The organism is Microcystis aeruginosa NIES-2549, from assembly GCF_000981785.2.
Lineage (GTDB): Bacteria > Cyanobacteriota > Cyanobacteriia > Cyanobacteriales > Microcystaceae > Microcystis > Microcystis aeruginosa_C.
The window spans coordinates 4,068,936-4,084,501 of the sequence record NZ_CP011304.1 but is presented as its reverse complement, the minus strand read 5'-3'; the positions used below and the strand labels follow the sequence as shown (position 1 = coordinate 4,084,501).

At 42.8% G+C, this 15,566-nt stretch carries 10 protein-coding genes; 4 read left to right on the top strand and 6 right to left on the bottom strand.

Annotated features, from left to right (window positions below):
* The first annotated feature begins 162 nt into the window (after positions 1 to 162).
* The 3 genes from myaer_RS20040 (at position 163) to myaer_RS20030 (ending at position 5,357) form a co-directional block, all read left to right on the top strand.
* Positions 163 to 1,743, top strand: coding sequence for a photosystem II high light acclimation radical SAM protein (locus myaer_RS20040; protein ID WP_046663384.1), 1,581 nt, complete (start codon positions 163 to 165; stop codon positions 1,741 to 1,743).
* A 42-nt stretch (positions 1,744 to 1,785) separates the two neighbouring features.
* Positions 1,786 to 3,297, top strand: coding sequence for a WD domain, G-beta repeat family protein (locus tag myaer_RS20035; protein WP_046663383.1), 1,512 nt, complete (start codon positions 1,786 to 1,788; stop codon positions 3,295 to 3,297).
* A 179-nt stretch (positions 3,298 to 3,476) separates the two neighbouring features.
* Positions 3,477 to 5,357, top strand: coding sequence for a DNA-directed RNA polymerase subunit gamma (locus myaer_RS20030; protein ID WP_002737004.1), 1,881 nt, complete (start codon positions 3,477 to 3,479; stop codon positions 5,355 to 5,357).
* 40 nt (positions 5,358 to 5,397) lie between these two features.
* On the opposite strand, the gene myaer_RS20025 is transcribed toward myaer_RS20030, so the two are convergent.
* The 4 genes from myaer_RS20025 to ileS all read right to left on the bottom strand — a co-directional run bounded on the left by myaer_RS20025 (position 5,398) and on the right by ileS (position 11,661).
* The gene (locus myaer_RS20025; protein WP_002762767.1) at positions 5,398 to 5,814 is read right to left on the bottom strand and encodes a RidA family protein; all 417 of its coding nucleotides are present in this window, start codon (positions 5,812 to 5,814) and stop codon (positions 5,398 to 5,400) included.
* Positions 5,815 to 5,929: 115 nt separating this feature from the next.
* Positions 5,930 to 7,696, bottom strand: coding sequence for a DNA methyltransferase (locus myaer_RS20020; RefSeq protein ID WP_046663382.1), 1,767 nt, complete (start codon positions 7,694 to 7,696; stop codon positions 5,930 to 5,932).
* Positions 7,680 to 8,711 (bottom strand): hypothetical protein, encoded by a 1,032-nt coding sequence (locus myaer_RS20015; RefSeq protein ID WP_052734208.1) that lies wholly within the window; start codon positions 8,709 to 8,711, stop codon positions 7,680 to 7,682. The genes myaer_RS20020 and myaer_RS20015 overlap by 17 nt, the downstream gene beginning before the upstream one ends.
* A gap of 91 nt (positions 8,712 to 8,802) precedes the next feature.
* Complete coding sequence (ileS, locus tag myaer_RS20010; RefSeq protein ID WP_046663381.1) at positions 8,803 to 11,661, bottom strand: isoleucine--tRNA ligase; 2,859 nt, start codon at positions 11,659 to 11,661, stop codon at positions 8,803 to 8,805.
* A gap of 209 nt (positions 11,662 to 11,870) precedes the next feature.
* On the opposite strand from ileS, the gene myaer_RS20005 reads away from it, so the two are divergent.
* Entirely contained in the window at positions 11,871 to 12,443 is a 573-nt protein-coding gene (locus tag myaer_RS20005) for a Uma2 family endonuclease (RefSeq protein WP_046663380.1), read from the top strand.
* Positions 12,444 to 12,478: 35 nt separating this feature from the next.
* On the opposite strand, the gene myaer_RS20000 is transcribed toward myaer_RS20005, so the two are convergent.
* Both myaer_RS20000 and myaer_RS19995 read right to left on the bottom strand, forming a co-directional pair.
* On the bottom strand, positions 12,479 to 13,120 hold the full coding sequence (locus myaer_RS20000) for a Uma2 family endonuclease (protein ID WP_046663379.1): 642 nt from the start codon (positions 13,118 to 13,120) through the stop codon (positions 12,479 to 12,481).
* Between the two features lie 35 nt (positions 13,121 to 13,155).
* Positions 13,156 to 15,504 carry an HD family phosphohydrolase gene (locus myaer_RS19995; RefSeq protein ID WP_046663378.1) on the bottom strand — a complete coding sequence of 783 codons (2,349 nt, stop codon included), beginning with the start codon at positions 15,502 to 15,504 and terminating at the stop codon, positions 13,156 to 13,158.
* Positions 15,505 to 15,566 lie beyond the last annotated feature (62 nt).

Below are 15,566 nucleotides of genomic sequence, written 5' to 3'. Positions count from 1 at the left end.
TATCAGTAAACAGTAATCAGTGAACTGAAAACTCACATCTGATAACTGATAACTGATAACTGATAACTGATAACTGATAACTGATAACTGCCAGACAAGCCGGACAAAGTTAAGTTATATTAAGATTACTCAGAATGCGTCCTCGTCCCATTCAGAAATCTCATGACTCAACCGCAAGCGCAACGCATCCTCTACGTTAGACTCCCCTGTAACCCCATTTTCCCCATCGGTGTGGTTTATCTTTCCGACCACGTTCATAAACTATTCCCCGACATCGAACAAAGAATCTTTGACCTTGGTACCGTCCCCCCCTTGGACTTTAACCAAGCACTCGATCGCTGTGTTGACGAATTTCGGCCCACCCTGCTAGTATTCTCCTGGCGGGATATTCAAATATATGCTCCCGTCGGTGGTCGCGGTGGTAATCCCCTGCAAAACGCCTTTGAATTTTACTACGCTAAAAACCCCCTAATCAAGCTGCGAGGTGCTTTAGGCGGTTTGAAGGTGACAACCGCCTACTACGGCGAATTATGGCGCAATCAGGGACTAATTCGCCGCGGGTTGCAGCGGGCCAGAAAATACCATCCCGAAGCGCGAGTTATCGTCGGGGGTGGTGCCGTCAGTGTTTTCTACGAACAACTAAAAACCAAACTGCCCATAGGAACAATTGTATCAGTGGGAGAAGGAGAAACCCTACTAGAAAAATTCCTCTCCGGCCGGGACTTTAGCGATGAACGTTGTTATGTCGTCGGAGAAACCACACCCCGGCCGCGTTTAATCCACGAATCCCCCACCCCGTTAGAAAAATCCGCTTGTAACTACGATTATATCGCCAGTATTTGGCCGGAATTTTCCTACTATTTCCAAGAAAACGACTTTTATATCGGGGTACAAACCAAGCGCGGCTGTCCCCATAACTGCTGCTACTGCATCTATACCGTTGTCGAAGGGAAACAAGTACGCATTAATCCCGCCGATGAAGTAGTTAAGGAAATACGCCAATTATACGACCGCGGCATTCGCAATTTCTGGTTTACCGATGCCCAATTTATCCCCGCCAGAAAATTTATCAACGATGTAGAAGAACTATTAGAAAAAATCCTCGCTGCTGGGATGAAAGATATCCATTGGGCTGCCTATATTCGTGCCGATAATCTCACCCCGAAACTGTGCGATTTAATGGTAAAAACTGGTATGAATTACTTTGAAATTGGTATCACCAGTGGTTCTCAGGAATTAGTCCGCAAAATGCGGATGGGCTATAATTTGCGGACAGTTCTGCAAAATTGTCGAGACTTAAAAGCGGCGGGTTTTAATGATCTGGTTTCGGTAAATTATTCTTTTAATGTTATTGATGAAACCCTAGAAACTATTCGTCAAACCATCGCCTATCATCGGGAATTAGAAAATATTTTTGGAGTCGATAAAGTGGAACCAGCCATCTTTTTTATCGGACTACAACCCCACACCCATTTAGAAGAATACGCCTTGAAAAAAGAGATTCTTAAACCCGACTACGATCCCATGAGTTTAATGCCCTGGACAGCTAAAAAACTGCTCTGGAATCCTGAACCTTTGGGGTCATTCTTTGGCGAAGTTTGTCTGCAAGCATGGCGACAAAATCCCGATGATTTTGGACGGGAAGTGCTGAAAATCTTGGAAGCAAGACTAGGGAAGGCCGATTTAGAGTCCGCTTTAACCGCACCGATAGAAACTAAGAAAAAAGTCTTAACTCCTGCTTAAAAATTAATTTTAGTCAATCCGAAGGCGGCAATTAGCGTTACCATGAGTCTGAAATCAGGAGATGATCAAAATCCCTTTACCGGTAACTGCAAAATGACCGACCATCGCCTCCATGGGCTAGAATTAGCGGAATATATCGCCCTAGGATTAACCCTGCTTACCCTTATCGCCATGGGTGCGGGGTTTTTGCCTTTGTTCCTCCTAGTCGTGACTTTCGGGTTAAATATTCTCAATCGTCTCCGAGAGAGAAACAGGCAACGTCAACGCTTAACCGAGATGGCCGGTCATTTACAGGATCAGTGGGAAGAAGAAAAAGAAGCTTTATCGGCACAAATACAGTCCCTGAGTCCCGCGGCAGCCAGCGATAACGCCCGTGCGGTCGCAGAATTAGAGGAGAATATTCTCGCCCTCGAACAGTCCTACAATCAAATTATTCAATATATCAACCGTAACCTTTTCCTGGAACGCATCGAACATCTGGAAAAATCCTACGGTCGCTTACAAAGAGAGATTTTGCCGATTAACGAAGAATCGGCGGATATTACCGCCACAAAAGCGGAAAATGAGCCACAAATCACCCTACCTGCCCTTAATTTAACTCCCAATTCCCCCCCCGTCCCTATCCCCCATTGGCATTATTATCGCCGTCTGACCGCCCATCGGGAAATGATTACAGCGATCGCAATTACCGAGGATCAACGGTTTTTAATTAGCGTTGGTTGGGATCGTACCCTAAAAATCTGGGATTTTGCGAGAGGAACCCTGATTAATACGGTGGAAGCTCATGATCAGGGCATTTTAGCCCTAGCAGTCACCGGAAACGGCGATTATCATCTAGCGACGGGAGGATTCGATCAAACCGTTAAATTATGGACTTTAGCCAGCGATGCCAGTAGTCTGGAATTAAATCAAATTTTCCTCGGTCATCTCGGTTCGATTCACGGCCTAGATTTTGCCCCTCGGTGGCATTTTTTGGTTAGTGGTAGTTACGATCAAACCCTAAAACAGTGGAATTTAGAGCAGGAAACCGAAGAATTTAGCTCCTATGACAGTCTGGGGGCAATTTATGCCCTAGCGGTGGCTCCTAATCAAGATTTTATCGCCGCAGCTGGAGGTGATGGCACTGTCTCCCTCTGGCAATTGGGATCGGGAGCAAAAATCGCCGTCCTATCCGGTAACGTTTCTTCGGTAGAGAGTCTTGCGATCGCTGCCGATGGTCAGATTATTGCCGCCGGTTGTGTGGATGGGACGGTGAAAATCTGGCAATACGACCCGGAGAAAAGCGGTCATTTTGCGCCAATTCGGGTGATCAATGCCCATAATGGTCAGGTGACAAGCTTGGTATTCGCAGAGGAGGGTCAATGGTTATTTACCGGGGGAACCGACGGAGAGATTAAAATCTGGTTAGCCAATTCTCAACAGGCGATCGCAACTCTCACCGCTGCCGATGGGCGATCATCGCCGATCTCCAGTTTAGTTCTCAGCCCCGATTATTGCCACCTAGCGGCGGCCGCGGCCGACGGCAGCATCACCATCTGGGAAAATATCACTTAATGGTCGATCGAACTAGAAAAATTGTATAATGTAATGTCCCGGACTCGGTCGGGCCAGTTTGACCCCAAGAAAAAGTGACTGAGTTAATTGTCGTTTCTGCCCAATAGTTGTCATCGGGGCATCGAGAACGCGAGAGCGATCGCTTATCCCAGATCATTACCCATAGTAAAAAATTCAGAATGAAGACTCCAACAGATCAAAGATTTGATTACGTCAAAATCGGTTTAGCGTCCCCCGAGAGAATTCGGCAATGGGGAGAAAGAACCCTACCTAACGGTCAAGTCGTCGGAGAAGTAACCAAACCAGAAACGATCAACTATCGGACTCTCAAACCGGAAATGGATGGGTTATTCTGCGAGAAAATTTTTGGCCCCTCCAAAGACTGGGAATGTTGGTGCGGTAAATACAAACGCGTCCGTCACCGGGGAATTGTCTGTGAACGTTGCGGGGTAGAAGTCACCGAGTCCCGGGTACGTCGTCATCGCATGGGTTTTATCAAATTAGCCGCCCCTGTCACCCACGTTTGGTATCTCAAAGGTATTCCCAGTTATCTCAGTATCCTGCTCGATATGCCCCTGCGGGACGTGGAGCAGATCGTCTATTTTAATGCCTATGTGGTTCTCGATCCGGGTAATGCCGGCAATCTTAGTTATAAACAACTCCTCAGCGAAGATCAATGGTTAGAGATCGAAGAAGAAATCTACGCGGAGGATTCGGAATTAGTCGGCATTGAAGTGGGTATCGGGGCCGAGGCTATCCAAAGACTCTTACAGGAAATTAACCTGGAAGAAGAAGCGGAAAGACTGCGGACGGAAATTGTCGAAAGTAAGGGGCAAAAACGGGCAAAATTAATTAAACGTCTCCGGGTAATCGATAACTTTATCGCCACGGGTTCTCAGGCAGAATGGATGGTTTTAAGCGTAATTCCCGTGATTCCTCCCGATTTACGCCCGATGGTGCAGTTGGACGGCGGCCGTTTTGCCACCTCTGACCTGAACGATCTCTACCGTCGGGTGATTAACCGCAATAACCGTTTATCCCGTCTGCAAGAAATTCTCGCCCCGGAAATTATCGTCCGTAACGAAAAACGGATGTTACAGGAGGCCGTCGATGCTTTAATTGATAACGGTCGTCGCGGTCGCACGGTGGTGGGGGCCAATAATCGCGCCCTGAAGTCTTTATCGGATATTATCGAGGGTAAACAGGGGCGTTTCCGTCAAAATCTCCTCGGTAAACGGGTTGACTATTCGGGACGTTCGGTTATCGTTGTCGGCCCGAAGTTGAAGATCTATCAATGCGGTTTACCCCGGGAAATGGCGATCGAATTGTTCCAGCCCTTCGTTATCCATCGTTTAATTAAATTAGGCATCGTCAATAATATCAAGGCAGCCAAGAAAATGATCCAACGGGGGGATGCCAATGTTTGGCACGTCTTGGATGAAGTGATCACGGGACACCCGGTGATGTTAAACCGCGCTCCTACCCTGCACCGTTTGGGCATTCAAGCGTTTGAACCGATACTGGTGGAGGGCCGGGCGATTCAGTTACATCCCCTCGTCTGTCCCGCTTTTAACGCTGACTTTGACGGGGACCAAATGGCCGTACATATTCCCCTCTCCCTGGAAGCACAATCGGAAGCGCGATTATTGATGTTAGCTTGTCATAATATTCTCTCACCGGCGACCGGTCGCCCGATTGTTGCCCCTTCTCAGGATATGGTTTTGGGTTGTTATTATCTCACGGCCGAAAATCCCAAGGCCCAAAAGGGTGGAGGTCGTTATTTCGCCAGCATGGATGACGCTATTCGCTCTTTCGATCAGGGATTGGTGGATCTGCACGCTTCTGTGTGGTTGCGTTTACCAGTCGGAGAAAAGGTGAAAACCAATAAACCCGATGAGGAAGTCCTGGAAACGGAAACTCTCCCCGATGGCAGCATCTGGAAATATTATCGGGAGCGCAAAACCCGCGAGAAGGATGGTGAGATAATTTCTCAGTATGTGCGTACTACTGTAGGGCGAATTATCTACAATAAGACGATTCTAGAGGCTTTGGTGGTCTAGAGAGAGATTAGGTTAGGGTGGGCATTGCCCACCTTAATTTTTAGGCTAAAGCGGCAATACATTCTATTTCCACTAGCACATCTTTGGGAAGACGGGCCACCTCCACACAGGCCCGGGCCGGGGCAGTTTCCGGGGGGAAATAACGGGCATAAACTTGATTCATCGCCCCGAAATTGGCTAAATCCGAGAGAAAGACGGTAGTTTTCACCACATTTGACCAATTAGCCCCAGCAGCGGTTAAAATGCCCTCTAGATTGGCCATAACTTGTTCGGTTTGGGCGCTAATTTCCCCGGAGACGATTTCACCCGTGACGGGATCTAGGGGAATTTGTCCCGCAACAAAGAGAAAAGGACCAGGAGCGGCGATCGCTTGATTATAGGGACCCACAGGGGCCGGAGCTTTATCAGTACGGATGACCTGATTATTCATGGGCAGGATAGTTAAAAAAGATGACATTGAATCAATTGAATATTTTCCCAGTTTTTCGATCGCTTGCAGTTAATTTTCGCCGGTTAGGGGGTTTAATTTTGACTAAGCGATCCTGTGAGAAATAAGTCAACATTATTAAGAATCACTCAAATGGTAGCTCAAGCTGCTTAAAGTTTGGGTAGTTATCTATGTCCTTGTTTTCTTGCATACCCTTATCACCGACAGCGCTACAAACTTCTCCCCAATCAGCAAAATATTCGTCAAAGTATCTGAAAGGATATTGGCTGTACTTTTCTATATCTTCTCTGGTTGGTTTTCGTCCTATTTTTAGCGCTATATCTCTCACTTCTAGCTGTAAAGTTTTTTTAGAAACATCATATTTTTGTTTTTTAATACGATTAACTCTACTATTTTTAGCCTTAGGAATAATATCTCTTTTAGCAAATGGATCAACACCATTTTCTAACTCTGTATGTCTTTGTTCAGCTAAAGAATGATACTGCTCAGAAATTTCAATGCCAATGTATCGTCTGTTCATGATAGAGGCAACAAGAGTAGTTGTACCAGAGCCATTAAAGGGGTCTAATACTAAATCATTTTCCTCGGTAAATATAGTGAGAATACGTTTCATTAGTGTTGGAGGTAGTTGACATGGGTGATCTACACGTTTTGAATTATGCTTTAGTCTATGAATGTCCCACCATATATTAGTTAACGGTTCTCTATCTACTGTTTTATCTTTATTTCTTTTTTTGATACATTGCTCTCTAATACAATACCATTCTTTTAAAGAAAAATTATAATCATAAATACTTTCATTACTAATTTTTTTAATTTCTGGTTCACCTTTGCCTAGGCACAAAATACCATAATGTGCAGGCATTATTTGTCTTACAGGAAGACTAAGACTTTCCCAAACTATCCAATTTTGAAATTCTAAAACTCCTTGACTAAATTCATAGTATTTAGCCAAGTATATAGGAATATTGAGGAGTGCTAGAGTTTTTCCATTCTTTAATACTCTAGCCAGTTCATTGACCCATTCAATACACCACTTTATGTATTGATTATTATCCTGACAATCATTCCATATATCATATTTTTTTTGGATATTGTAAGGAGGATCGGCAAAAACAAAATCTATTGAATTATTGGGTAATAATCGTAGATAATTTAAGCAATCATCATTAATTAGTAGATTGCTTTTAATCAAATTACTTGGTTGTTTGTATATGACATTATTAGTTGTATTTTCTAGAGGTTTTATTTTTTGATTATTGTCGATGGTGGCAAAATAATTTTGTAGATCTATATAGTACACAAATTGATATGGTTCTAACCCAAAAAGATCCTTTATTCTTTCAAGAATATCTTGAGGTATTTTTTGATGAGAATAACTTATGTCCCTCCACACATCTGACATTAATGTTCCCAATGGACTATATAAATGTTTTTTACCTCCATAATCTTTTGTCGTTTTATTACAGGAGGGACAATAAGAATACTGAATTAAAGTTTTATTATGCTTTAAAGGTGAACGGTATTTAGTAAACATCGTCAAAGATACATGGTTGTCTAACATATAGCTCTCATCCATTAATGCTTGACTTCTTTTGATAGCAACCCATAGCTTGAAATATGTAGATTTTTCTAAAAACGATATGACTTGACAGGCAATTTCTGCATTGGACAATATACACAATACACTTTTATCATCTAATTCATTTGCAAAACTAATTAAGTAATCTTTAAGATTAGATATTTCTTTGATTTTACATAGTTTAATAGTCGGAAGATGAAGAAAATAGACATTAGAGTTTTTGCCTATAGTTTGATAATTATTTTCTAACGCAGAAGGCTGTATTTCAATAATTTTTAGTGGCAGACAATTTTCACTTTTGTGGCTCATTTTTAATTGAATCCTCCATAGTTTTAGCTAAACGCTTAAGATCATTTTCACTAAAGTTAACAACACAGTCACTAAAATCAATTAAGTCTTGTATAAAAGAACTTCTGTCAAAATTTCCCGCTCCATCAACTACATAAGCAACCTTATGGTGCTGTCTGTTTAAAATTTCTCGTCTATCTCTAGCCAATTTTCCTTTCCTTTCTACAACACTGTTAGTAGTAAATTGAAATGATACTTCAATACCCCAGTAAGGTGGTCGATCATGAGGTGGTATTCCCACTATATCAAATTTGGTTAGTGTTCTACCCTCATTTTGACTTATTCCTGGTATAGATTTTCTAGAAAAATCCCACTCAGGTAAATATACTTTCAATTTTTCTCTAATGTATTCTTGAGCAAGCTGACCCATTTTATTCGATTTTGCTCCCCCAGTAATTTTACTAACCCAGATGTAACGATGCTTAATATATTCTTCCAGAAGTCTAATGTTACCTATCATAGCACCAATAATACATTTTTCTTCTATTTCATCAGGAACATTTATAGAGGTTGCCAAACCACCGAACATTATTAGCATAATAACATCTCGGATTTCTTGGCTAAGAGAACAAGTTTTTAATATCCCCTCCCCGTCTAATCCCAAATTTTTATTATTCCATGTAGCTCTATTTTTCAAAGAAACAAACTGGTATTGATAAATTTTGTCTCGAAATATAAACTCAAAATCTTTAGAATAAAAATCCCTAGAAAGTTCTGAAGAGAATCGTTTTAAATTTTCTCCACCAATATCAGATAGAACACAGAGATGTTTTAAAAATAGATTAGGATAAAGTTCATCACATAAATCTAAGGCTGTTATCCATGAGAATGGATCTTTAGATGCTATTCTTAATATACTGATAAAACTTTCTTGAGTTCGTATTAGTAAGGGAATTATACTAGATAGTTTTTCTTTTTCTGCTAATTCAACTGGCCAATATATCAAGGCAGTTTTCTTAAGATCGCTAACATCCATATTTTTCTTGATCTTGAATTTCCATAAGTTTAAGTTTGTAGAAGCAACTAAGGGTACTTTATTCGACAATAAAGCACCCTTTTAATTTAGCTTAGAACTCTCCTTTTAAAGCGGCATTACAGCGCTCGCAAATAGTGGGATCATCGGCAAATTTTCCCACTTGAGTGGAATAATTCCAACAGCGATCGCATTTTTCGCCGTCTGCTTTGACAATTCCCACCGAAACCAAGTCCGATTCTCCCTTATATTCTGCGGTTTGAATTGCGCTAATATCACTAACTAATTCCACTTGAGAAGAGAGAAATAGATAACGCAATTCATCGACTTTATTCCCCGTTAAACTATCACAATTGTTGAATAATTCTAACTCCTGTTGTAAGGTTTCATCGGGAACATAAAGTAAAACTTTTGCCTCTAAAGAAGCACCGATCGCCTTATCATTTCTGGCAGTTTCCATCACCTTATTAACTTCGGTGCGTAGCTGCCGGAATTTGGCCCATTTATCGGCCAATTCGCGATTATTCCAAGCAGGATCGATGTTTAGCCATCCTGACTCAAATACCGATAAATAAGGAGTTTTGTAGGGGAGAAATTGCCAGATATCTTCCGCTAGATGAGAGAGGACAGGAGCGATCGCTTTAGCGAGATTTTCTAAAGCAATAGCATAGACTGTTTGACAACTGCGACGACGGAAAGAATTAGGATCAGAAATGTATAAACGATCCTTAGCGATGTCGATATAAAAGTTAGATAAATCGACAACACAAAAATTCTGTACCGTCTGAAAAAAGCGGAAAAATTGGAAACTTTCAAAAGCTGCCGTTACTTCCGTAAACACTTCCGAGATACGATGTAACATATAGCGATCGATCTCCGGTAGATCTTCATAAGCTACTGCATCTTTAACGGGATCAAAATCATTTAAACTCCCCAGTAAAAACCTGGCAGTATTACGGATTTTATTACGGATATCTACCAACTGTTTAAGAATATTTTGACCGATATTCACATCATTGGTATAGTCCACCGATGACACCCATAACCGAATCACATCCACCCCATAAGCGGGTTCTTTTTTCTGGTCTTTACCACCATTAATGATCACATTGGGATCGATGACATTACCCAGAGATTTACTCATTTTTCGTCCCTGTTCATCCAAAACAAAACCGTGAGTTAACACCGTTTTATAGGGAGCAATACCATTAGCAGCCACACTGGTTAATAAACTCGATTGAAACCATCCCCGATGCTGATCCGATCCTTCTAGATACATATCCGCAGGATAACTTAATTCTGGTCGAGCATTAGCCACCGCATTCCAACTAGAACCAGAATCAAACCACACATCCATAGTATCCATTCCCTTGCGATAACTGCGACCATTATCGCGATAACTGGGAGGCAATAATTCCTCTACGGATAACTCCCACCAAGCATTAGAACCCTTGACCGCGAAGATAGCTTGAACGTGATTAATCGTCTCCTCGGTTAACAGAGGTTCATTCGTTTCTTCGTCATAAAAAACAGGAATAGGAACCCCCCAACTGCGCTGACGAGAGATACACCAATCGCTTCTTTCACTGACCATAGAAGTGATGCGATTCTTACCTGTTGCGGGAATCCAACGCACCGAATCAATTGCATCTAAAGCTAATTCCCGGAATCCTTCCACGGAAGCAAACCATTGTTCTGTTGCGCGGAAAATTGTCGGTTTTTTGGTTCTCCAATCGTAGGGATATTTATGCTGATATGCTTCTTCTTTGAGTAAGGCACCCTTTTCTGTCAGTGCTAAAATAATTGCTTCATTAGCATCTTTCAAGACATTTAAACCCTCAAATTGTCCTGCTTCTGCGGTGAAATTTCCCTTATCATCCACGGGAGAAAGTATCGGTAAACCGTAACGTTGGCCGACGATATAATCCTCCTGACCATGACCAGGAGCAGTATGAACTAATCCGGTGCCGGAATCGGTGGTGACATAATCCCCACCAATGAGAATCGCACTTTCTCTGTCAAACAAAGGATGACGATATTTAGTATGTTCTAATTCCAGACCTTTAACCGTTGCTTTAATCGTCAAAGTCCTGTTAAAAGTATCGGCCAATTTTTCGACTAAATCCGTCGCTACGATTAGATAATTAGACTCGCTAGTTTCTACCACTGAATAGTTTAATTCTGGGTTCAATGCGACGGCCAAATTCCCGGGTAAAGTCCAGGGGGTAGTCGTCCAGATAGCCACGGATAAATTAGGCAAAAATGGCGTTAAAACCGGGGTTGAAACTGACGTAATCGGAAAAGCAACATAGACACTCCTGGAAGTGTGACCTTCGGGATATTCTAATTCTGCCTCAGCTAAAGCGGTTTGAGAACTGGGACTCCAGTGAACTGGTTTTAGTCCCCGATAAATATAACCTTTCAGGGCCATTTTTCCGAATACGGCAATTTGAGCGGCCTCGTATTCAGGTTGTAGGGTTAAATAGGGATTTTCCCAGTCTCCCCAGACTCCATACCTTTTGAAACCTTCACACTGTTCTTTTTGCGTTTGAAGGGCAAAATCGTGGGCTTTCTGACGTAATTTCAAAGGGGTTAGACCCTCTTTTTCCGAGCTTTTGAGACTTTGTAAAACCTTCAGTTCGATCGGCAACCCGTGACAATCCCAACCAGGCACATAGCGCACTTTGTAGCCTTGCAGCAGTTTATATTTATTGATAATGTCTTTGAGAATTTTATTTAAAGCATGACCGATATGCAGGGACCCGTTAGCGTAGGGGGGGCCATCGTGGAGAATAAATAATTCTTTGGGGTTATTTTGCGCTAATTTCTCGTATATTTGCTCATCTTGCCAGAATTTCTGGATTTCTGGCTCACGTTTACTGGCATTTGCTCGCATATCAAAGTCAGTTTGAGGCAAATTAACGGTATCTTTGTAACTTTTAGCGTTGGACATTCTAGCAAACCTATGGATATCAATCGTTTTCGGGATTCATTCCTAAATAACGTCCCTTTGAGAGTCGTTATCTCTAGTCTGTCACATAACTGTAATATAAATATTACAAGTGACAATCATTGATCTATAAGTCTAGCGAGATTGTGTCCAAGAGCGATGATTCCCAAAGGCTATAATTTAGTTATTCGAGAATAGGGAGCATGAGGACCATGGTGACGAATCCTAATTTTTTTTATGTCTCTCCAGAAGTGTATCTAGAAGGGGAAAGAGTCAGTCCGATCAAGCACGAGTACCGAAAAGGACGGATTTATGCAATGGTAGGCGCAAAAAAGCCCCATATTGTCTTAAATACAAATCTAGCCACTTTATTGAATATCCATCTCGATGATAGTCCCTGTCTTGTTCTCACTTCCGATATCAAAGTCCGGTTAGAGGAGGCAAATTGTTATTATTATCCCGATATTGCGGTGGTTTGTGACGAGAGAGAGATTAACAATACCGATGATTTTATTCTCTATCCCGTTCTGATTATTGAAGTATTATCGAAATCTACGGAATCCTTTGATAGGGGTGATAAATTCAGCGATTATCAAACCTGTCCCACCTTAAAAGAATACATTCTTATTCATCAAAACCAGATGAAAATTGAATGTCACCGTCGCGAGGATTCGGGAATCTGGAAAGAACAGATCTATGAAGCCGGGGATGCGGTAGAATTCACCAGTGTAGGATTCCGGGGATCGATCACTTCTATCTATCGCAAAGTCCCCAGTTTGGTATGATTACAATTCTTTTTTGACATCGCACTTTTATGTCCCTAATTCTCTAAAGCTTCAAACTGACGTAAGGCAAGACTAGAACCTTGGTTCCAGCCTAATTCAACATAATAGGGGAAAAGTTTCTTGATATTTATATCGGGAAAGAGACGACTATTTTCGCTTTCTTGATAACCGTCTTCTCTGAACAGATATATTTTTAATTCTTCCCGACGATAAACCCACAATTCGGGGATTTTCAGCAATTGATAGGCCTCTACATCAGTCAGAGAAGTAAAGTCCACTTCTATAGCTAAATCGGGAGGAGGATCAACAGTTAAATCAATTCTCTCTTTGCCTAAAATTGCCTCTCTATTATCAATATAAAAACAGGTATCTGGTTCTACTCCCGCTTCTCCCGGAATTTTCAAGGTAATTGGATCAAAACATTCCCAGTCTTTGCCTTGACGACGAAGGATAATTTTTACTAAATCACTTAAAAGATTGATACGTTTGCCATGACTTGGTAGGGGAGACATAAGCCGAATTTCTTGCGTTTTGCAATTAAAATAGAGTTTGGGATAGGTTTTTTGGAGACGTAAACTCAGCAATCTTTGGTAATCTTCCCAAGTCTGATGGGGAAAAATAACTTGACTGCCCGGAGATAAAGATAAAGTATTTTCGTTGAGAGTAATTAGGAGCATTTTGGTAATTATCCTTGATTTTTTGCTGTTATCTCTTATTTTTTTTCGGCTGAGGAGACTTCTAAAACTGCTTTCGGGTAGGCAATGCGTTGATGGTGGAATTGTTGCCAAACTTGCACAAAAATCTCGGCAATAATTGGTAATTCCTCCTGACGAATACCACTATCTACTAATTGTTGCTCGCGCCATCGGGCCTGAAAAATCTTTTTGATCATATCCATGGCTTGTTCTGGGGAGGCCTCCTTTAGCGATCGCAAAGCGGCCTCGCTACTATCGGCTAACATAACGATCGCCGTTTCTCGCGATTGGGGAATCGGACCATCGTAGCGAAAGGCCGCCTCATCGACGAATTCTTGACCATTTTGGACGGATTTTTGCAAAGCTTGCTGATAAAAATAGGAAATTAAGAGATTGCCTTGGTGTTCGGGAATAAAATCGCGGACGACTCGCGGTAAACCGTGTCTGCGGGCCATGACTAACCCTTCGCTAACGTGCTTTTTAATAATCTCGGCACTGACGTAGGGATCATTAATTTCATCGTGTTTATTCGGGCCACCCATTTGATTTTCAATAAAACCGAGAGGATCGTGCATTTTCCCGATATCGTGATAGAGGGTCCCCGTGCGAATTAATTCCACATTACAGTGCAGTTTTCGGGCGGCCGCTTCAGCTAAACAGGCGACAAAAAGGGTATGTTGAAAAGTCCCCGGCGCTTCCGTGGCCAAACGTTTGAGCAAACTACAATTAGGATTGGACAACTCCACCAGACGAATGGGAGTGACCACATCGAAACAGCGTTCGAGATAGGGGGATAATCCTAGGGCGATTACCGTCCAAGCTATCCCCGATAGACCATAGACGAGGGCCGTGGGTAGTAGAGTATAGATGATCGTGCTGGCCGTGGCGCTAACGATTAGGTAAGTGAGCAGATAAACACCCCCTTGGCTGACTCCGATTCCCATCCCTAGCAGCGATAATTCATCCCTAGAACGCAATTTTCCCGCTATCATAGCCGCTAATAGTCCCCCTATCGTCCCCGCGATTAAATCGGCGCTGATACCTTGGATGCTGAATAGGGAAAGACCGGCAGTTAAGAGGACTTGGGTGACGGCCAGAGTCGGGCCGTAGAAACTGCTGACTAATAAACCCACGGCTGCCAGATTGGTAAAGGGAATATGGGCGATCGCTAGGATCGGTGTGGTAAAACTTAGTAAACCCAAGAGAATAAAATCCCGGTGACGCAGAGGCCGATGGAGACGCTGAGCAACGAGGCAAAAAGTCCCGATCGCGCTGGTGACAAGGATTGCCGTTGACCCTAAACCCATCCAGTTAATGCCCCGTTCGCTCAAACCAAAGCCATCGATGAGAACAAACTGAGCTTGAGTAATTGTTTCGCCTGCTTTAACGATAATTTGACCTGCTTGAGCGTCAGACATAACCATATCTACCGCTTCCACCGCTTTAGTGGCTTGTTCTTTGGTTGCCTCCCGATCTTCTATCAGGTTCGTTTGTCCCTCTAGGGCCGCCAGAACGATATTTTCGGCTAAAAGCTGCTGACGACGGGTTAGGCGATCGCCGCTAATCTGCACGGCGATGGTATCCTCTAGGTGACTGGTGGAAATCCCCGGGGGAATGCCTTGTACCAAAATCCGGCGACTCGCTTGCAGGATGGCTGTTTCTAGGTTTTGCCACTCTCGATCGCCCATTTGGGCCGCTGTGATCAGATCGGCGTATTTGAGTTTATTTAAGCTGGAATGCCGATAATTTTGGCTGGTTTGCTCCTGTATTTGCCGTAATTGCCCTAATCGATCGATAAATTGCTCAAAGTTTCCCTTCGTCACGCGCTGACCATAGGCTTGGATTTCGCTAACAGCATATTCCTGCTCTTTTGTCAAGGGTTTTGTAAAAGATTCTTTATATTTGAGTCCGCTTTGTAGAGTTGACCATTGATCGGCAGAAAAGGTGAGCAGCGTTCCCAGCGTGGCGTTAGAAATAGTCCTGCCCATTAAAATGGAATTTTTTCGCAAAATTGGGCTAATTTGACTTAATTGCCCTAAAGTGTCTCGCAGCGATCGCTCGATCTGGGCGGTGGTTTGGGGGTCTCTTTTCAGCCTGGGAAGCAGTCCAGCCCGAATTTTTTGGCGTTTGAGGTCGGTGGTTTCTTGGTCTTGAAAACGGGCATCTTCGGGGGCGATAATCGTAACGGGGGAAATAGTCCCGACGGCCAATTTCGGCTGATTATAGAAACGATAACCGACCACGCTAGTCAGACAACCGACGGTAAACAGGAAGATTAAGGGTCGTCGCAGTTTACCGAGGGAGTAAGAGCGAGATTTTCGGGCAGAATCAGGAAAAACAGTGAAAGAATGCAGAAAATGATTCATAAATTCCAGCTAAATTCTATAAACTGCGCCACCATGCCCAGAGGAAAAATACCAGCAACTTG